This window comes from Methylobacterium sp. P1-11, from assembly GCF_008329595.1.
In the GTDB taxonomy this organism is placed as follows: Bacteria; Pseudomonadota; Alphaproteobacteria; order Rhizobiales; family Beijerinckiaceae; genus Methylobacterium.
Genome location: NZ_NPKS01000002.1, coordinates 232,140 through 247,966, shown reverse-complemented (window position 1 = coordinate 247,966; position 15,827 = coordinate 232,140). Strand labels below are relative to the sequence as shown.

The following is a 15,827-nucleotide window of genomic DNA, read 5'->3' as shown; positions in this document are numbered from 1 at the left end:
ATCCCGTTGAGTTCGGGCGACATTCCGGTGGCCACGGTCGCGGCGCGATTCGACGGCGCACGGGGCGGACGTTTTCAATCGCTGGCTTCGGCGCCGTTCCTGCGCGTGGCCTGGGAGCTGTTCGCCGCGCTCGTCATGCCGGGAAGGCACATCGAACGAAGGCCCGAATCGGAGCCGTATCAAATGAACGCAATCCCGTTAATATTGCTTAACCTTTACATGATGCTGCTGCGAACAATCATAGCCCTAAAGAGATAATCTTGGTTAGATTGTTCTTGTCGAAAGGAGGGGAGATATGTCGTATTCGATTCTCGTTCGCGATCTCACCCGCGCGAACGCAGGCACGCAGCAACTTCTGGCCTACGACATTCATGACCGGTCGGCGGCGGAAACTCTCGTTTCCGTGATCGCTACGTCGTACCGGGATCACGGTTTCAATCCAGCCACCCGCGTCCACTGGTTTCGCCATCAGGGGGGCGTGCGCGAGATCTTCACCTGGCCGCGCCATTGACCGGCGGCGCACCGCCTCACGTGCCGCAGAAGGTGCGATAGCCAACGCCGCCGCCCTCGGGCGCCGCGGCGAAGGCGGCGTGGTCCGGCTGGTCCGCGTAGGGGCGAGACAGAACCGCCAGGAGCGTCTCGAACGGCGCGAAATCCGCCCGCTCCACGGCCGCCTCGATCATCGCCTCGACCCGGTGGTTGCGCGGGATGAAGGCCGGATTGGTCCGGCGCATCGCGTCGGCTGTCTTGGCCGGGTCGCGCGCCTCCTGCGCCAACCGGCTGCGCCATTCAACCGCCCAGGCATCGTAAGCCGTGGGATCGACGAAAAGGTCGCGCACGACCGCGTCGGCCTCCGGGCGCTCCGCGGCGGCGCAGAGATTGCGGAACGTCAGGGTGAAGTCGGCCTGGTTCTCGGCCATGCGCTTGAGGAGGTCGCCCGCCAGGGCGGGGTCGCCTTCCCGGGTCTCGGCGAGGCCGAGCTTGCGGGCCAAGCCGCCGTGATAGGCGGCCTCGAAGCGCGGCGCGTAGAGGGCCAGCGCCGCCTCGGCCTCAGCGACCGAGGCGGTCTCGTCGTCGGCGAGCAGCGGCAGCAGGGTCTCGGCGAGCCGGGTCAGGTTCCAGAGCGCAATGCGCGCCTGCTGGCCATAGGCGTAGCGACCGTTCCGATCGATCGAGCTATAGACTGTCCGGGGATCATAGGCGTCAAGAAAGGCGCAGGGCCCGTAATCGATCGTCTCGCCGGCGACCGACATGTTGTCGGTGTTCATCACCCCGTGGACGAAGCCGACATGCAGCCAGCGGGCGACGAGGTCGGCTTGGGCGACGACGACGCCCTCCAGCAGCGCCCGGTAGGGGCTCGCGGCCGTAGCGGCCTCGGGATAGTGTCGGGCCACGACGTGGTCGGCGAGGGCGCGCAGGCCCTCGACGTCGCCGCGCGCTGCGAAGAACTGGAACGTTCCGACTCGGATATGGCTCGAGGCCACGCGGGTGAGGACCGCGCCGGGCAGGAGCGTCTCGCGCACCACTGGCTCGCCGGTGGTGACGGCGGCGAGCGCCCGGGTGGTCGGGATGCCGAGCGCCGCCATGGCCTCGCTGACGAGATATTCGCGCAGCACCGGGCCGAGCGCCGCCCGCCCGTCGCCCCGCCGGGAGAATGGCGTCGGGCCCGCCCCCTTGAGCTGGATGTCGCGGCGATGCCCATCACGGTCGACCACTTCGCCGAGGAGGACCGCCCGGCCGTCGCCGAGCTGCGGCACGAACTGGCCGAACTGATGCCCGGCATAGGCCGCCGCGATCGGATCGGCGCCCTCCGGGACGACGTTCCCCGCGAGCGCGGCAACGCCGTCCGGGCCGGCGAGCCAGTCCGGATCGAGACCGAGTTCCTCGGTGAGCGCGCGGTTCAGCCGGACCAAGCGCGGCGCCGCCACGGGCGTCGGCAGTCGGCGCGCGTAGAAGCGCTCTGGCAGGCGGGTGTAGCTGTTGTCGAAGGGGAGTGCCGTCATCGTCAGGATCTATGAAGGGCGGGAGCGGGGGGCAAGCGGCGCCCTCCGGGGGAACGGGATCAGACGGTGCAATCGAGTCCGGTGAGCGTCTCGGACAGCGACCAGAGCCGCTGAGCGGCGGCGGAATCGCGAGCCTGTGCGGCGATGTCGGCCCGGGTCGGATAGCCGTGCAGCTCCCAGATCCCGTCGGGCCCGCAATAGGCGCCGCCCTCGGCCTCCGGCGCCGTGGCGGCGAAGAGCAGCGGCAGCGCGCCCCGCGCCGCAGGCTGGCCGATCACCGTGAAGATCAGGTGCCCGGCGAGCCGCTGGACCGGCCCGGCCCGGTCGCCGCGGCGGAACACATCCGTCCGCGCCGCGCCGGGATGGGCCGAGACCGCGCGGATCGGCGAGCCCGCCGCCTTCAGGCGCCGGTCGAGTTCGAGCCCGAACATCAGCATCGCGAGCTTCGGCTGCCGGTAGGCCTTCTGCGGCCCGTAGCCCTGCTGGAGCTGGAGATCGTCGAAGTGAATCCGCCCCCGCCGATGCGCGAGGCTCGCCACTGGGACGATCCGGGAGGTCGCCTGCGCGGGTATGAGGGGCAGGAGCAGCCCGGTAAGCGCGAAATGGCCGAGATAGTTTGTGCCGAGCTGGCGCTCGAACCCGTCCACTGTCTCCTCGCGCTTCGGAACGGCGGCAATGCCGGCATTGAGCAGGAGAATGTCGACCGGCCGCTGGTCCATCCGGCACGCCGCGCCGAAGGCGCGCACGGAGGCGAGGCTGCCGATGTCGAGATGGCGGAAGTCCAGCCGCGCGCCCGGATGACGGCGCCGGATCGACGCCATGGCGCGCTGCGCCTTCTCTACGTCGCGGGCGGCGAGGATCACTGCGGCGCCCGCCCCCGCGAGGGTGAGGGCGGCCTCGAAGCCGAGCCCGCTGGTCGCGCCGGTGACGATCGCCCGCCGACCGGTCTGGCTCGGCATGTCGCGGATCGTCCGCCGGGTCCGGGTCATCGTCGCTCACATCTCCGCTCCTCGGCTAATCCGCCGGGCGCGGGGTGGTTCGCGGCGGAGCCGCCGCGCTCAGGCGTCGGCGGGGCTGATCGTCTCGATCGCCCGCGCTGCCGGATCCCGACGAGTCGAGGCGCCGGCCGGCGCGCGCCGCACAGCCCTGTCCCGGCAGGCGAGGGCAGCGAGGGCCAGCAGCCCGCCCGCCAGCACATCCGACAGGTAATGGCCCCCCGATCCGACCGTCGCGACGATCACCGCCAGGTTGAGCAGGACGGCGAGGAGGCCGAGGAGCGGCACCGGTGCGAGCGCCCAGGCCGTCAGGATCGCCAGGCAGACATGGAAGGATGGGAAGGTCGCGAGTCCGCGCAGGTCGCCGAGCGCCAGCGTGTGCAGGGTACCGGCCCGCAGCCGCGCCACCGGCTCCAGGTGCCAGAGCGCGCCCACCGTCTCAAGCGGCTCGGACGGGACGAGGGGTGGCGCATAATGGGCGTAGGGTCCGAGCGCCGGCAGCAGCGCCGCGAGGGCGATCACACAGAGCAGCGTCGCGGCGAACAGCCGGATGTAGGTCCAGAGCCGACCGAGCCGGCGGGTCGCGCTCAGCGCGATCACCACGAGCCCGACCTGCGGCCCGCTGGAGTGGTAGGCGAGCGCCAGCCACCACGACAGGGTCGGATGCCGGGCCAGGAAAGCCACGTGGGCCGTCCAGTCGAAGCCGAGGGCAGTCTCGATGCGGGCCAGCATGCCATCGATGAAGGGCAGCCCGAGCCCGGCCGCCAGGAAGTGCAGGACCGCCACCGGCACCGTGAAGGCGATCAGGAATGCGCTCGCCAGGGCCATGCCGCGCAGGGGCGGATCCGATTTCACCGTGCTCAGGCAGGAGGCCGCGATCAGCAGGACAAGAACGGCCCCGCCGGCGAGGCTGAAGCCCAAGGGCTCGGCCGCCACCCCGGCCACCCCCATCCAGATCGCATCGACCACGCTGATCGCCAGGGCGAGAACCCATAGCCCGGGATCTGGCGCGGCGATCCCGGTGCTGTGCCGGCGCAGGAGACGGTACCAGGGGCGGGCGGAGCTTCGATCGGGGCGGGCGGGCTCGCGGCGGGCGTGAACGACCCGGTCTTGACGCATGATCCGGCTCACCTCGCCCGTCACGGCCAATGCTTGGCCGCGACAGGGATACGCCGCCCAGCCGGAAAGGTTCTCGGCCTGGGGATGCGGCGGGGATTAACGGCCTGTCGGCGAGGCAGCCCCGGTGGCCGGGGGCTTGCCGGTACCGACCTCGCCCTCCGTCGGGGGCACGGCGGACGGATGGGTGACCGCGTCGGTCGCGGTCTTGCCCGGATCCTTCGTGTCGGCTGCCGGCTTCGGCGCAGTCTCGGCGCGGGGCTCCGGTCCGGGCCGGTCCTGCGCCCAGGCCGCGGCCGGCAGGGCGGCCACGGTCGCGGCGGCGAAGAGAAGGGCGGGGATCGATCGGTTCAAGCTTGGCTCCGTCGCGCTCGGTCGGGCGTTCAGCGGGGCCAACGGCCGGCCGCAGGCGTCGTTCCGACGCGCGGCGGCCCGGAGGTGACGGGCGGGTGCAGCCAGCGCGCCATGCCCGATCCCGTCATCCCAGCTCCGCGCCCGAAGATCGGGCGCCGGAGCGCGGCCGGCGCTCACGCCTCCGCGGTGGCCTTCCGGGACTTGCGGCCCCTGCTCGACTTCGTGCCGCTCGCCTCCGGAGGCGTGACGGCGTCCGAGGCTTCGCTCCGCTTCGTGGCGGGGCCCCGGCGCTTGTGGCCCAGGCCTGCATTGCGAGCGAATTCGGCCCGCATTGCCGAGTAGTTGGACGCGGTCGTCGGGTAATCCGGCGGCAGCCCGTAGCGCTGCCGGTATTGCTCGATCGTCATGCCGTTGCCGGTGAGATGACGCTTCAGCGTCTTGTACGGCTTGCCGTCGATGAAGCTGATCAGGGCGTCCGGCGTGACCGACTTCTTGATCTGCGCCGGTGTCGCCTTCTTGAACTCCGGCTCGGCCGAGGCCGTCGTCTGGCCAAGACCGGCCAGCGCAGCATGAACGCCGGACAGGAGCGACGGGAGGTCGGGAACCGGGACCGAGTTGTTGGCCACATAAGCCGAAACAATGTCGGCGGTCAGCTCAACGAAATCGATCGGGTCCTGGTGCGGTGCAGGATTGCTATCTTCCATAGGCGCCTCTCACGTGTGAGTGATCCATGAACGTGGATTCGCTTCTCGACAGTCAAGTCCTTATCTGCATGAAGATATCCCATAATGCCTGTTATCTACCGGATGCATCGACGAATACCAACATAGATCAGTGGCGATTTTGGCGCTGGATACTTTCAGACACGATGGCTGCGCGCGCCGCCGGATCGACTGGCGCGCTCTCGCGCGGGACGGAGCCGTACGGGCGGCTTTAGAAAGCGTTAATCCTGCCGTGGTCCCTGGCAGGGTCGCTCCGGTTTCAGGGGCAAGAAGCCGAACGACAGGCGGGCCGAGCCATGCCCCTCCAAGCTCGGCCCGCGCCCTCGCGGCGCTCAGGCGTTGGCGGCGGTCCCGATGGGCGTGGTGATCGCGCCGCGCGTTCCCGGCGGGACGACAGCCTGCAGCACCCGCGCCGGCCCGGACGCGTGATCGGCGCGGTAGCTGCGCTCAAGGGTCATCAGCGTCCGCATCGGCGCCTCGGCCAGATCGAGGAGGCGGGCATCGCGCCAGCGGAGCTTGGTGAGACCGGCCCGGCTGAACCACCGCGGCCTTTCCTCTTCGACGAGCAGGACCAGCTTGCCCGTCCACGTCTTGCGAAACCAGAACCGTCCCGTGAGCTTGGCCGCGCCGAACATGCCGCACCTCGCGTGAGAGCCCCCTGAGGCAACGCGGGTCAAGCTCGGCGGTTTCCGCCGGAAGCTGGTTGCTACGCGCCGAAAAGGTGCCGCATCCCTGCACGGACTACAGGCGCGCGAGTGGCCACCGTCGCGACGCCCCGCGCTTCGCCCCTACCCTCTCGCGATGTCAGTGAACCGGTCCGGCGGGACTCATTCGCAGGTCCGGTCGCCCAGATCACGGCCATTGAGGGTGCCGCTGGCCAAGGGACTGCTAGCCAACGCATCGCTGGCTAACGGGCCGCTGCCGAATCGGCGATCGGCCAGGATCGCGAGCGGGCGGCCCGCCACGGCGCCGACAAGGCCGGCGCCGGCCTTCACGAGGAAGTCGTCGAATCGGCCATGGCGGGATCCGGTGAGGGTCTGGCCTGCTTCCAGACCGCCGGCCAGGACCACGCTGCCGGCCAGGATCCAGAGCCAGTGCCGCGGGTAGGCCACTGTCATGAGCAGCCCGGCCGCTGCGTAGGCCGCGATGCGCTCGATGCTGGGATTGGCCGTGACCACGGGGCGGAGGCCGATCGGCACCAGCGTGACCACGGCGATCAGCGCCACCAGGATCCAGGCCGCGACCCGTATCAGGCCCCGCCACCGCACGTTCGATCTCAGCATCGCGGAAACGTAACCTCACATCGACGGAGGCCGCGTACAATGATGGCGCGGCGCCGTCCGTATCATAACGACCGCCGGTGACCGGAACATCTCATCATGCGTGGTATTCTGGTCGTCGCCACCCTCTTCGCCTTCACGGCGATCCCCGCCGCCATCGCGGCCAACCCGGTGCGGGACGTACTCTGGGTGGCGCTGCAGGGCTGCGTGCTCGCCAAGAAGGCGGCGGGCCGAAGCTTTCCCTGTCTGGCCGTCGACCTCGGCGACGGCGCGCGCCCTGGAACGGCGGTGCTGCGCGCGCCGGGACAGCCCACCCACACGGTGGTGATGCCTACCGACAGCGTCTCGGGCATCGAGGCCCCCGCGCTTCAGGGCGCGCGGGGAGCCGCCTACTGGCGCGCGGCACTGGCGGCCCGACACTACGTGTCGGATGCGTTGCAGAACCGGCTGCCGGTATCGGCGGTGGGCTTGGAGGTGAATTCCGCAGACGGCCGCAGCCAGGACCAGTTGCACATCCACCTCGACTGCATGCGCCGGAGCGTGATGGCGGCCCTGAAGGCCCATGGCGGCGCCGTCGGCGAGGCCTGGTCCCCGTTCCCGGTGCCGCTGGAGGAGGTGCCCTACATCGCCCTTCGGGTTCCGGCCGACGCCGTGGCGGACTTCAACCCGTTCGCGGCCCTGGCCCACGTGCCGGGCTGGCAGGGTCATCTGCACGATGCGACCTTCGCGGCGGTGGAGGCCGTGCCCGAAGATCCGCGGGGCGGGATGATCCTCCTGGCCTATCGGGAGCCGGAGGCCAGCGCCGAGTACCTCATGGATCACAGCTGCCGGATGGCGAAGGCCGACCGGGCCGGATGAGCGGCTGCACCAGGCGGCCACTGTTGCCGCTACGTTCTATCCGAGGTGCAGGCGAATCGGGCATAGAACGGCCATGCGCATGCCGGTGCTCAGCTTGTCCGCGATGCTCCTTCTGGCCACCGATCCTGCGGCCGCGGGTTCGGCCGCCGGCGTTCCTGATCCTGCCGAACTGGAGCGCGCTTGGCATCGCTGCCTGCGGGAGGCCAGGGTACATCAGCCGACGGGCCAGAGCCGCGCGGGCGATGAGCGCAACGCCCTCGACGAGTGCAAGCCCCGAGAGGACGCCCTGGTGGCGGCCCTGATGGCCGGCGCTCGCCCGGCGGATGCGCGCACCGGCACGGTCTGGTCGCGGACCTGGGCCGCGTTCGTTGAACCGGTCGCCGCCTGGTTCGGCGCGCTCCGTCGCTGAGCGAGTAGCGGTTGGCTCGTTCGGGCGGGACCTCAGGCTCCGCCGATACCGGTCGTCACCTTGCCGGTGCCCTTGCATTCGGGACAACTTGCGTCAGCGACCTTGCCGGTTCCGCCGCAGGCTCGGCACAGATTCTCGCCGGTCCCCGGCGTGCCGGGCGGGGCCTCGTCCCCAGGTTTGCGCGGATCCGTCTCGGCCATCGTCTACCCTCTCCGGACGCTTGGTTCTGCCGGGCAAACCGGGCGCGGCCGACGCTGTTCCGGGCCACGTTCGTCGCGGCATCCTCTGGGTGTGACAGTGAGCCGGTTTCATCGCTCGGTCCCCGGGATCCGCCTCGATCCGTGCCACTGCGGAGCGACGTTGCGGCCGCGTCCGACCACCTCGGTGTCGCGCAGCGGAGTTCGAAATTCAGCCCCGCCGCGTCCGGGTCACTTCCGACAGAGGTTCTGGCTTGCCCGCCTCCGGGGTGATCCTTCGGGTCTAGGCTCACCTTGGGCGCCCCGGACAGGCGGTTCGGAACGGCGGGCGCGCCGCATCGACGCGTGGGTGCGTTCTCGAACGCGCGACCTGCAGAGCCGCGGCATCGCACCTCGTCTACCTAGTCGAACTGCGGCGCGCGCGCACCGTTTGGCGTCCATGAGCGATCAGACCCCCAAGCCGCATCCGGATCCCGTCACCGAGGCGCGTCGCCGTGAGATGGCGACGGAGCATCTTCTGTTCGGGACGATGCAATTCCTGGCGCGGAGCCAACCAGACCTGCTGGACGAGCTTGAAGGTAGCCTCGCCCACCTGTGGGACACGGTTGAGGGCGAGGCGCGGGACGATGAGGCCGTGCGGACCATTGCCCGGCGCATGATCAAGGGGCTGCGGGCCGAACGATGATCGGTCCGGCCCGGTCTAACGCTGGGCGGTGTCGTTCAACCGGATGGTGGGGATCATCGCGACGGCCTGCGCGGTCACCCGGTCGAATACATCCCCGGTCAGGCCGCGTTCCGCCGCGAGCTTCCGGATCCGCTCCGCATGTTGCGAGAGGGTCAGGCCGAAATAGGACTTCTCCGTCGCCTGTTCGACAGACTCGGTGGCCACGCTTCAACTCCTGTTCATGGTTGGTGAGGAGCGCTGATTTGGCCCAGGGCGGCCGCGGCTTCAAGCCCCGACCGCAGCCATGGGAGCCCGGCCATGAACCGTCGTCATATCCGCTCCCGGGAGCAGCCCGGCCTCACCGGTCGCAGCCGATGCAGATGCCGCGCGTGATAGCGTCGTTGCGCTGTTCGACGGCGTCCCGCCGTTCGATGCTGCCGGTCTCGTTCGGGCCGAAGGCGCTCGGGTTGGGCACCGTCTGGCCGGTCGCTGCGGTGTGAGGCGCCTTGGCGGCCGTGTCGGGACCGCCGCCGGTTCCCGTCTGGCTCACGGGATCGGCCCAGGCGGTGAAAGAGGCAAGGGTCAGGGCGGCCATGGCGAGAATCGCGGATCTGCACATGAGAAGCTCCCAGCACTGCGTGCGTCGGTCTGCGAGAAACTGACGCATGCGCACGCGAGAAGTTCCCCGACGCGCGGGATCGGCGCCGACGCGCGGCATTCTGCGGCGGATCAGCGCCCAGACGGTGTCGAATGCAGGCGCTCACCTTCGGGCGTAACGGCTAAGCCATTTTGAGAACTGTCTTCGCGGCAGAAGTGGCAGATGGTGCCGATCGAACATCCGGAGGCACGCGCATGAACCCGACCGTCAGAGCCGTTCTGCTGAACGAGCGGGCCGCCGTGCTGTCGGCCATCGCGGCGCGTCAGGGCACCGTGTCCGACCTCTTGGTCCAGATCAACGGCGTCGAGAACGACATCTGGCGCCTGCGCCACCGCCTCATCGACCTCGAAGCGTACCTGATCGGGCACCGAGTCGATCTGCCGAACGTGGGCGATGAAGCGGCCGAGATCGCCGCCGAGCCCGACGCCTTCGTGGCGCGCGCACCGGCGACGCAAGCCGGGCCACGACCGGCAGAGGTGATCGGCCTCCCGGTCTGCAAGCCCCTCGGCGACTTCGTCCGGCCGAAGACCGCCGCGCGCAAGGCGCAGGCGGCCGCCCCCTCTCGCCGGGTCGAGACTGCCTGAGTTCGCCGGGGACCAAGCCCATGCACCGCATCCGCAACGGGACGCGCCGGAGACCCGTGCCGCCCGCGCCGGCTCTGCCCGAGAGCCTGACACGCTTCGTGTCGCAACCGGTCCCGAAGCCAGGTTGGATTACCGCTCCGCTCCGGGACATCGCCATGGCGCTGCTGGTCGGGATCGTGGTCGCGCTCGTCGGCGGCCGGATCCTGCAGGCCTGGTAGCCGGTCCTGACTGCATCCTTGCCATGGCCTATGAGGATCGATGAGGATCCCGAGGGGGCGACGGATGGGCAACGGCGACGGCGGCGGCGCGAAGATCGCGGAGGTGCAGCGCCTCGCCACGGCGCTCGCGGCGCGGGTGCGCTACGCGCAGTTGGTGGGCCGACCGGTCTACGAGGCGCAGATCTCCGCGCTGGTCAGCGCCGCACGCCTCATGGACGAGGAGAAGGCACCCTGGCCGCCGATGGTCGAGGAGGTGCTGACCGAACTTGCCCGCACCATCGAGGGGGCCGGCCCCGTCGCGGACGGCGTGTCGGGAGAGCCTTGAACGCGGCGCTCCGGGAGCCACCCTTGTATCGATCACCACGAGATCGAGGCAGGGACGCAATGCCGCAGGACACGCCGGGAGTCGATCGGACGGCCCGAACGATCGCCGAGAACGTCTACGCCGCCTATTGGCGCCAGGCCGCTGGGGCCGATCACCCGCAGATCGAGCAGACCTGCCTCGCGCGTCTCGCCGAGGCGATCCGGCCCGAGATCCCGGGCGGATCCCCCGGCGCGATCATCGACGCCGCCAACGCTGTTCTCGACGCCCTGGAGCAGCAGAATCCGGGGCTGCGCGGCCCGCGCGTCAGCGCCTTGAACCGCGCGGACGGGACGGTCGCAATGGGCCGGGCCGGCGCCTGAGCGGGCCGGATCGTCGCGGCCTTCAGGCCGGAACGCCCACCATCGCCCGCCGCTCCCGGACGGGGTGGCCGCCGGCCGCGTGCCGAATGCGGGCCAGGTGGGGAGAGGCCCGCATCCGGGACAAGGGCCAGCCCGCGGGCCGTCACCCTGTCCTCCCTCTGCAATTCTGCTTTCCAGGGCGGCCGGTCCATCCCTGGCCAACCGGGCGGTCCGGCCCGGAACTTCGTCGCGAAGGGCCGATTGATCAGAGGGACTGGCACGAAAATCCGCGCCGGTCACTGTCGCGCGACGGTCTCGTCCGGCCGCAATCCTTCGTTTTGCTTTCGATTCGAAGTCGATGTCCACATGATCCTGAACCTGCAGGCCGTGCAGGTCGCAACCGGCAGCGACGATGCTGAAAGTCAGCTCGTCTTCGCCGACGGGTTTCTGGTCGCGGTCTTGGTCCGTCTCTCGGCGCAGCACGACGAGGATGCCGGGAAATGGTTCCTGGAGGCCGGGTTCGGCCCGATCGGACCGGCCGCGCCGTCGCTCTTCGCGGACCTCGGGGCGGCCCGGGCCTGGATCATGCGGCAGCTTGCCACCGCAGCCTGACGCCGACGGCTCTCAAGACGGCGTCCCGAGCCAGCGGAGCGAGCGCCGCAGGCGCGCCGTACCGTCCCCCGCGAACCAGAGGCCGTGCGCGAACACGACCCGCTCGGGCGCCAGGCCGACGAGGTCTGCCGCCGCACGCGCCGCGTCGCGCCTGCGGAGCTTGATGACGAGGCGCAGATAGGGCGGCGGCTCGCCGCAGGGCGGCGTCATGTGGGCGAGACGCAGGAACGGGCGCAGGAGGGCCGGCATCTTCGCCGGCTCCAGGTTGAGGACGAGATCGGTCAGAATCAGCGTCCGGCTCGCGCCGTGGAAGAACGCGACCTCCCGGAAACCGAAGCCGCCCGGCACGACGATCTGACGCAGATCCGCCGCCCAGTCGGGGGGCGCGGCATCCTCCAGCACCCGGTCGATGCGCAGCCCGGAGCGACGGACCTGGCGACGCTGCCGCAGGTTCGGCGCCCCCCAGGTCAGTGCCTCCGGGCAATGGGTTTGCCAGTCCTTCAGGAAGGTCCAATGGGCGATGTTGGGGGCGACCAGATGGCGGATCGGCCCCAGCGCGGCGATCGCGCGACACAAACTCTCGTCGAAGCGCGTCGGCGAGTGCAGCCAGATCGCCCCGTCCCGAAGCCGGATCACGGTCATCCGGACGGGCAGGGGAATGCCGAGGGCCCGGAGCGGACCGCTGTCGACGATCCAGACGCCGTCGGCCACGGGCTTGAGGACGTCGAGGGGCGGATAGGTTGCTTCGGGCAAGTCCCGGTCTCTCACTTGGCCGGCCGGCGTGGCGACCCCGCACCTGTGCAACAGCGGAACCGCGACGAATTTCCCGTATGGATCGCCGCAGGTTCCGCGCGCCTCACGCCCGCGCGCAGTCCGGTGCGACCGGTTCCACGGGCGCCACCGCGACGGCGCGCATGAGCGCGATCCCGAGGCCGAGGATCGTCAGCACGTCGCAGGTCAAGCCGAAGACCGAGCCGACCAGAAGGTTGTGCCCGGCCCAGCACAGGGAGGCGCCGAGGAACAGCTGGCGCATCATCTGCGGAGCCGCCTGCAGCCGCGCGCCGGTGGCGAGCAGCGTGCCCAGGGCCGCGCAGGCCGATGGCCACCCGTTCCATGTGGCCACGGTCAGGCACGCGGCCGCGACGGTGCTGGCGGCGAAGACGGGCGGAACCCAGCCGCTCCGAACCGACGTGCCGATGCAGCGGAGGGAGACCAGGCTCTGCAGCACCGAGATGGCGCACATCGCCGTCCCGGTGAGTGCCCCGAGCGTCAGGTAATGCGCGCCGAAACAGGCCGCACAAGCCGCCGAGGCAGCAAGGATCCAGGCGCGCCGCGGCATCACGCCGGCAGTAAAGCCCAGGAGCAGGCCCAGAGATCCGAACAGATCGAGGTGCGTCGCGGCCGTGGCGGACCAGGAATACAGAAACGTTGCGGTGTTCATCATGCGCGACCGGCCGGCGCGGAGGCGCCGGTTCTGCCGATTGCGTTAGGATCGCATGGTAATCGGTTGGTTAACGACGCGTCGGACCTCGATTACGACGCGGCGAGCGTGGCGGCGCGGCCGCACTGCGATCCCTTGCGCCGGCCCGCCCTGCGGTCGGCTGCGACCGTTCGATCGTCCAGAGATCGAAATCATGGCCGTCTTCTGCTAAGTATTAAATTCATATGTACTCTTAATGATCCAGAATTAACATAGATCAATCGGTGGATTGGCGATGCCGGTCGGGGAACAATGCTGGCCGTCTCCGGTTTTCCGGGCATTCAAGTCGGGATTACACCGCGGCCGGCCGGGCGGTGGTGTGCGCGTCCGCGCCCGACGCCGATGGTGTGAACCAACGCTCATATGCAGCTTCCTACGAATGACGATCAACATCCCGTTGCCGCACGGTTTCGGGACTTCATCGAGCATGCGCCGTTCCCCTGTGTCGGTGCCAAGTCCGCCCTTTCGCGCGGCCAGATGAAGATCGTGGTCGCCCGCGACATCACCTCCGGCCTGGACGATGCCCGGATCTATCCGGCCCTGCTCGCCTTCATCTGTCGGTACCGTGCGCAGCCGAGCCTGTTCCAGAGCTTCGCGGTACTGTTCGAGGAACCGCATATCCTCTCAGAGGAAGCCTTCGAGGCCGCGCTATGGCAGCGGGTTCAGTCTCTCTCCGATATGGATCAGTGCCTCGGCCAGGGCTACGACCCGCGCGTCGCTTCCGACCCCGACGATCCGCATTTCTCGCTCAGCCTCGGTGGCCAGGGCTTCTTCCTCGTCGGGCTGCATCCCGGGGCGAGTCGCCGGGCCCGCCGCTTCGAGACGCCTGCCCTGGTGTTCAATCTGCACGACCAGTTCGAGCGGCTGCGAGCCGCGGGGCGCTATGAGCGCCTGCGCGCGGCGATTGTCGACCGCGACGCGGCCTGGACCGGAACGATCAATCCGATGCTCGCCCAGCACGGCGAGCGTTCGGCCGCCCGGCAGTTCAGCGGACGCGCGGTCCCCGACGATTGGGCCTGCCCGTTCCGGCGCGGGGAGGCGGCCCCGACCTGGGACGCGCAGCAGGTTGCCGCCGATCTCGCCTCGGGTGCCTTCGTGATGCGCCAGATGGACAGCTGAGGGCCGACCGATGACGCGTTCCGTTCCGTTTCCGCAGGACGAAGAGGCGGTGCTGTCGCTGGGGCGTGCGCTGCGCGAGACCGGCTACACCTTCACCACGGTGACCCCGGCCACCCATGCCCACGTCAACGCCCGGCCGCGGAACGCCGAGGCCCGGAGCCTGCGCGACGTGTTCGGCTGGAGCCGGCCCTTCCGCGCCGATCTGGTCCCGGAGCCGATCCTGCGCCTGATGCGGGTGGCCGGCGCCATCACCGAGGATGGCCCGCTGCTACGACCGGCGATCCGGTTCTCCAGCCTCGACAGCGAATTGTTCGCCCATTCCTCGTATCCGCCGAGCGCGACCGACGCGGTGTTCTTCGGTCCCGACACGATGCGCTTCGCCGCGGCCGTGATCGCGCATCTCGAGGCGCGGTCACGGCCGGTGCGCCGTGCCGTCGACATCGGCTGCGGGTCGGGCGCGGCCGGGATCTGCATCGCCAAGAGGGCGCCCGGCGCGGAGGTGGTGCTCGTCGACATCAACCCGGCGGCCATGCGGGCGGCGCGCGTCAACGCCCGGCTCGCCGGCACCGACGGAGTCGATGTCCGCCGCAGCGACATGCTGCGCGACGTCGAGGGCCAGTTCGACCTCATCGTGTCGAACCCGCCCTTCATGATCGACACGGCGGAGCGCGCCTACCGTCACGGTGGCGGGCCCCTCGGCGCCGGGCTGTCCCTCGCCGTGGCCGAGCAAGCGGCCGAGCGGCTTGCCCCCGGCGGCAGCCTCGTCCTGTTCACCGGCGCGGCCATCGTCGATGGCGAGGATCCGTTCCGTGCCGCCGTCGCCGAACTCTGCGGGCGGGCCGGGCTGGATTGGACCTACAGCGAGTTCGACCCGGACGAATACGGCGAGGAACTCGCGACCGCCGCCTACGACGCGGTCGAGCGGCTCGCCTTGGTCATCCTGACCGTCACGCGCCCTGTGATCCAGCCATGACCGACACATTTCTCCGTGACGCCCTCGCGGGCCTGACCAGCCAGCCAAAAACACTGCCGGGAAAGTACCTCTGGGACGAGACCGGCTCCGACCTGTTCGATCGGATCTGCCACAGCGCCGACTACTATCCGACCGCGCAGGAGATGACTGTTCTGCCCCAGGTCGCCGCCGACGTGGCCCGCTTGGTGGCCCCAGGCGTGACCGTCGTGGAGTTCGGAAGCGGCGCCAGCCGCAAGATCCGCACCCTCCTCGATGCGCTGCCCGAGCCGGCGGCCTACGTAGCGATCGACATCTCCGGCGCCTACCTGGAAGCCGCGATCCAGCGCCTGTCCGCGGATTACCCTACCATCCCGATGGTTCCGGTCTGCGCCGACTATTCGAAGCCGGTGCAGCTGCCCCGAGCGGCGGGACCGGGCGGAATCCTCGGTTTCTATCCGGGGACGAGCATCGGCAATTTCGATCCGCACGAGGCGCGGCTCTTCCTCGAGCGGGCGCGCGCGACGCTCGGACCGAGCCTGTTCCTGGTCGGTGCAGACGGCACGACGGATCCGGAACGCCTGCAGCGTGCCTACGGGCGTGCGGACGGCCTGATGGCCGCGTTTCACCGCAACATCCTTGCGCGGCTGAACCGGGAACTTGGCGCCGATTTCGACGGCGACAAGTTCCGGCACACCGTCCGGATCTGCCCGGATCCGCTGCGGGTCGAGGCACATCTCGTGGCAACGCAGCCCGCTACGTATCGCCTGGGCGACCAGACCATCGCGTTCGCTTCCGCCGAGAGCATCCGGACGGACACGTCGCACAAGTACCCTGCGGATACCTTCCGGGCCCTCGCGGTCCAGAGCGGCTGGCAGCCCCGCGCCCTCTGGACGGCAGAAGGCGGGAGCTTCAACCTCCACCTCCTGCAATCGGAGGGCTGACC

At 69.9% G+C, this 15,827-nt stretch carries 25 protein-coding genes; 13 read left to right on the top strand and 12 right to left on the bottom strand.

Going from position 1 to position 15,827, the window contains the following annotated elements:
• Positions 1-6: 6 nt before the first annotated feature.
• Positions 7-258 carry a hypothetical protein gene (locus CIW48_RS03395; protein WP_149309048.1) on the top strand — a complete coding sequence of 84 codons (252 nt, stop codon included), beginning with the start codon at positions 7-9 and terminating at the stop codon, positions 256-258.
• Positions 259-295: 37 nt separating this feature from the next.
• The gene (locus CIW48_RS03390) at positions 296-511 is read left to right on the top strand and encodes a hypothetical protein (RefSeq protein ID WP_149309046.1); all 216 of its coding nucleotides are present in this window, start codon (positions 296-298) and stop codon (positions 509-511) included.
• Positions 512-527: 16 nt separating this feature from the next.
• Here CIW48_RS03390 and CIW48_RS03385 read toward each other — a convergent pair whose 3' ends face one another.
• The 7 genes from CIW48_RS03385 to CIW48_RS03355 all read right to left on the bottom strand — a co-directional run bounded on the left by CIW48_RS03385 (position 528) and on the right by CIW48_RS03355 (position 6,416).
• Positions 528-2,003: a protein adenylyltransferase SelO gene (locus CIW48_RS03385; protein ID WP_149309044.1), complete on the bottom strand. Its 1,476-nt coding sequence runs from the start codon at positions 2,001-2,003 to the stop codon at positions 528-530.
• 59 nt (positions 2,004-2,062) lie between these two features.
• On the bottom strand, positions 2,063-2,992 hold the full coding sequence (locus CIW48_RS03380; RefSeq protein ID WP_149309042.1) for an oxidoreductase: 930 nt from the start codon (positions 2,990-2,992) through the stop codon (positions 2,063-2,065).
• Between the two features lie 69 nt (positions 2,993-3,061).
• Positions 3,062-4,117, bottom strand: coding sequence for a phosphatase PAP2 family protein (locus CIW48_RS03375; protein WP_149309040.1), 1,056 nt, complete (start codon positions 4,115-4,117; stop codon positions 3,062-3,064).
• A 96-nt stretch (positions 4,118-4,213) separates the two neighbouring features.
• On the bottom strand, positions 4,214-4,468 hold the full coding sequence (locus CIW48_RS03370) for a hypothetical protein (RefSeq protein WP_149309038.1): 255 nt from the start codon (positions 4,466-4,468) through the stop codon (positions 4,214-4,216).
• A 173-nt stretch (positions 4,469-4,641) separates the two neighbouring features.
• The gene (locus CIW48_RS03365) at positions 4,642-5,172 is read right to left on the bottom strand and encodes a MucR family transcriptional regulator (protein ID WP_149309035.1); all 531 of its coding nucleotides are present in this window, start codon (positions 5,170-5,172) and stop codon (positions 4,642-4,644) included.
• 350 nt (positions 5,173-5,522) lie between these two features.
• Positions 5,523-5,825, bottom strand: a complete 303-nt coding sequence (locus CIW48_RS03360; RefSeq protein WP_149309033.1) for a hypothetical protein — start codon at positions 5,823-5,825, stop codon at positions 5,523-5,525.
• Between the two features lie 192 nt (positions 5,826-6,017).
• Positions 6,018-6,416, bottom strand: a complete 399-nt coding sequence (locus tag CIW48_RS03355) for a hypothetical protein (RefSeq protein WP_246695108.1) — start codon at positions 6,414-6,416, stop codon at positions 6,018-6,020.
• Positions 6,417-6,569: 153 nt separating this feature from the next.
• Here CIW48_RS03355 and CIW48_RS03350 point away from each other — a divergent pair, with 153 nt between their 5' ends.
• On the top strand, positions 6,570-7,328 hold the full coding sequence (locus tag CIW48_RS03350; protein WP_149309031.1) for a CDP-diacylglycerol diphosphatase: 759 nt from the start codon (positions 6,570-6,572) through the stop codon (positions 7,326-7,328).
• 73 nt (positions 7,329-7,401) lie between these two features.
• Positions 7,402-7,737 (top strand): hypothetical protein, encoded by a 336-nt coding sequence (locus tag CIW48_RS03345; protein ID WP_149309029.1) that lies wholly within the window; start codon positions 7,402-7,404, stop codon positions 7,735-7,737.
• Positions 7,738-7,769: 32 nt separating this feature from the next.
• On the opposite strand, the gene CIW48_RS33095 is transcribed toward CIW48_RS03345, so the two are convergent.
• Positions 7,770-7,937: a hypothetical protein gene (locus tag CIW48_RS33095; RefSeq protein WP_173009167.1), complete on the bottom strand. Its 168-nt coding sequence runs from the start codon at positions 7,935-7,937 to the stop codon at positions 7,770-7,772.
• 436 nt (positions 7,938-8,373) lie between these two features.
• Between CIW48_RS33095 and CIW48_RS03340 the strand changes: the two genes are divergently transcribed.
• A complete protein-coding gene (locus tag CIW48_RS03340) occupies positions 8,374-8,619 on the top strand; it encodes a hypothetical protein (protein WP_173009166.1) in 246 nt (81 codons plus the stop codon).
• A 15-nt stretch (positions 8,620-8,634) separates the two neighbouring features.
• Here CIW48_RS03340 and CIW48_RS03335 read toward each other — a convergent pair whose 3' ends face one another.
• Positions 8,635-8,823 (bottom strand): hypothetical protein, encoded by a 189-nt coding sequence (locus CIW48_RS03335; RefSeq protein WP_149309027.1) that lies wholly within the window; start codon positions 8,821-8,823, stop codon positions 8,635-8,637.
• 133 nt (positions 8,824-8,956) lie between these two features.
• The gene (locus tag CIW48_RS03330; RefSeq protein ID WP_149309025.1) at positions 8,957-9,217 is read right to left on the bottom strand and encodes a hypothetical protein; all 261 of its coding nucleotides are present in this window, start codon (positions 9,215-9,217) and stop codon (positions 8,957-8,959) included.
• A gap of 233 nt (positions 9,218-9,450) precedes the next feature.
• On the opposite strand from CIW48_RS03330, the gene CIW48_RS03325 reads away from it, so the two are divergent.
• The 5 genes from CIW48_RS03325 (at position 9,451) to CIW48_RS03305 (ending at position 11,333) form a co-directional block, all read left to right on the top strand.
• Positions 9,451-9,840 carry a hypothetical protein gene (locus tag CIW48_RS03325; protein WP_149309023.1) on the top strand — a complete coding sequence of 130 codons (390 nt, stop codon included), beginning with the start codon at positions 9,451-9,453 and terminating at the stop codon, positions 9,838-9,840.
• Positions 9,841-9,860: 20 nt separating this feature from the next.
• A complete protein-coding gene (locus CIW48_RS03320) occupies positions 9,861-10,058 on the top strand; it encodes a hypothetical protein (RefSeq protein ID WP_149309021.1) in 198 nt (65 codons plus the stop codon).
• Positions 10,059-10,122: 64 nt separating this feature from the next.
• Positions 10,123-10,383, top strand: a complete 261-nt coding sequence (locus tag CIW48_RS03315) for a hypothetical protein (RefSeq protein WP_149309311.1) — start codon at positions 10,123-10,125, stop codon at positions 10,381-10,383.
• A 59-nt stretch (positions 10,384-10,442) separates the two neighbouring features.
• Entirely contained in the window at positions 10,443-10,742 is a 300-nt protein-coding gene (locus CIW48_RS03310; RefSeq protein WP_149309019.1) for a hypothetical protein, read from the top strand.
• Positions 10,743-11,087: 345 nt separating this feature from the next.
• Positions 11,088-11,333 (top strand): hypothetical protein, encoded by a 246-nt coding sequence (locus CIW48_RS03305; protein ID WP_091775304.1) that lies wholly within the window; start codon positions 11,088-11,090, stop codon positions 11,331-11,333.
• A gap of 12 nt (positions 11,334-11,345) precedes the next feature.
• On the opposite strand, the gene CIW48_RS03300 is transcribed toward CIW48_RS03305, so the two are convergent.
• Together CIW48_RS03300 and CIW48_RS03295 are read right to left on the bottom strand one after the other, a co-directional pair.
• On the bottom strand, positions 11,346-12,086 hold the full coding sequence (locus tag CIW48_RS03300) for a DUF4336 domain-containing protein (RefSeq protein ID WP_149309017.1): 741 nt from the start codon (positions 12,084-12,086) through the stop codon (positions 11,346-11,348).
• Between the two features lie 103 nt (positions 12,087-12,189).
• Positions 12,190-12,774: a YgjV family protein gene (locus CIW48_RS03295; RefSeq protein ID WP_149309309.1), complete on the bottom strand. Its 585-nt coding sequence runs from the start codon at positions 12,772-12,774 to the stop codon at positions 12,190-12,192.
• Positions 12,775-13,176: 402 nt separating this feature from the next.
• Here CIW48_RS03295 and gntA point away from each other — a divergent pair, with 402 nt between their 5' ends.
• From gntA to egtD, 3 genes are read left to right on the top strand one after another with little or no spacing between them, the layout of a single operon-like run.
• Positions 13,177-13,932, top strand: coding sequence for a guanitoxin biosynthesis heme-dependent pre-guanitoxin N-hydroxylase GntA (gntA, locus tag CIW48_RS03290; RefSeq protein ID WP_149309015.1), 756 nt, complete (start codon positions 13,177-13,179; stop codon positions 13,930-13,932).
• A gap of 10 nt (positions 13,933-13,942) precedes the next feature.
• Positions 13,943-14,905, top strand: coding sequence for a class I SAM-dependent methyltransferase (locus CIW48_RS03285; protein WP_149309013.1), 963 nt, complete (start codon positions 13,943-13,945; stop codon positions 14,903-14,905).
• Complete coding sequence (gene egtD, locus CIW48_RS03280) at positions 14,902-15,825, top strand: L-histidine N(alpha)-methyltransferase (protein ID WP_149309011.1); 924 nt, start codon at positions 14,902-14,904, stop codon at positions 15,823-15,825. The genes CIW48_RS03285 and egtD overlap by 4 nt, the downstream gene beginning before the upstream one ends.
• The last annotated feature ends 2 nt before the right edge of the window (positions 15,826-15,827 follow it).

What these genes read in the sequence shown, in the direction of transcription:
- gntA (WP_149309015.1), top strand. Translation starts at nt 13,177, where the DNA reads ATGCAGCTTCCTACGAATGACGATCAACATCCCGTTGCCGCACGGTTT.
- CIW48_RS03310 (WP_149309019.1), top strand. Translation starts at nt 10,443, where the DNA reads ATGCCGCAGGACACGCCGGGAGTCGATCGGACGGCCCGAACGATCGCC.
- CIW48_RS03385 (WP_149309044.1), bottom strand. Translation starts at nt 2,003, where the DNA reads ATGACGGCACTCCCCTTCGACAACAGCTACACCCGCCTGCCAGAGCGC.
- CIW48_RS03295 (WP_149309309.1), bottom strand. Translation starts at nt 12,774, where the DNA reads ATGAACACCGCAACGTTTCTGTATTCCTGGTCCGCCACGGCCGCGACG.
- CIW48_RS03285 (WP_149309013.1), top strand. Translation starts at nt 13,943, where the DNA reads ATGACGCGTTCCGTTCCGTTTCCGCAGGACGAAGAGGCGGTGCTGTCG.
- CIW48_RS03325 (WP_149309023.1), top strand. Translation starts at nt 9,451, where the DNA reads ATGAACCCGACCGTCAGAGCCGTTCTGCTGAACGAGCGGGCCGCCGTG.
- CIW48_RS03315 (WP_149309311.1), top strand. Translation starts at nt 10,123, where the DNA reads ATGGGCAACGGCGACGGCGGCGGCGCGAAGATCGCGGAGGTGCAGCGC.
- CIW48_RS03340 (WP_173009166.1), top strand. Translation starts at nt 8,374, where the DNA reads ATGAGCGATCAGACCCCCAAGCCGCATCCGGATCCCGTCACCGAGGCG.
- CIW48_RS03375 (WP_149309040.1), bottom strand. Translation starts at nt 4,117, where the DNA reads ATGCGTCAAGACCGGGTCGTTCACGCCCGCCGCGAGCCCGCCCGCCCC.
- CIW48_RS03345 (WP_149309029.1), top strand. Translation starts at nt 7,402, where the DNA reads ATGCGCATGCCGGTGCTCAGCTTGTCCGCGATGCTCCTTCTGGCCACC.
- CIW48_RS03380 (WP_149309042.1), bottom strand. Translation starts at nt 2,992, where the DNA reads ATGACCCGGACCCGGCGGACGATCCGCGACATGCCGAGCCAGACCGGT.
- CIW48_RS03390 (WP_149309046.1), top strand. Translation starts at nt 296, where the DNA reads ATGTCGTATTCGATTCTCGTTCGCGATCTCACCCGCGCGAACGCAGGC.
- egtD (WP_149309011.1), top strand. Translation starts at nt 14,902, where the DNA reads ATGACCGACACATTTCTCCGTGACGCCCTCGCGGGCCTGACCAGCCAG.
- CIW48_RS03350 (WP_149309031.1), top strand. Translation starts at nt 6,570, where the DNA reads ATGCGTGGTATTCTGGTCGTCGCCACCCTCTTCGCCTTCACGGCGATC.
- CIW48_RS03305 (WP_091775304.1), top strand. Translation starts at nt 11,088, where the DNA reads ATGATCCTGAACCTGCAGGCCGTGCAGGTCGCAACCGGCAGCGACGAT.
- CIW48_RS03320 (WP_149309021.1), top strand. Translation starts at nt 9,861, where the DNA reads ATGCACCGCATCCGCAACGGGACGCGCCGGAGACCCGTGCCGCCCGCG.
- CIW48_RS03365 (WP_149309035.1), bottom strand. Translation starts at nt 5,172, where the DNA reads ATGGAAGATAGCAATCCTGCACCGCACCAGGACCCGATCGATTTCGTT.
- CIW48_RS03360 (WP_149309033.1), bottom strand. Translation starts at nt 5,825, where the DNA reads ATGTTCGGCGCGGCCAAGCTCACGGGACGGTTCTGGTTTCGCAAGACG.
- CIW48_RS33095 (WP_173009167.1), bottom strand. Translation starts at nt 7,937, where the DNA reads ATGGCCGAGACGGATCCGCGCAAACCTGGGGACGAGGCCCCGCCCGGC.
- CIW48_RS03330 (WP_149309025.1), bottom strand. Translation starts at nt 9,217, where the DNA reads ATGTGCAGATCCGCGATTCTCGCCATGGCCGCCCTGACCCTTGCCTCT.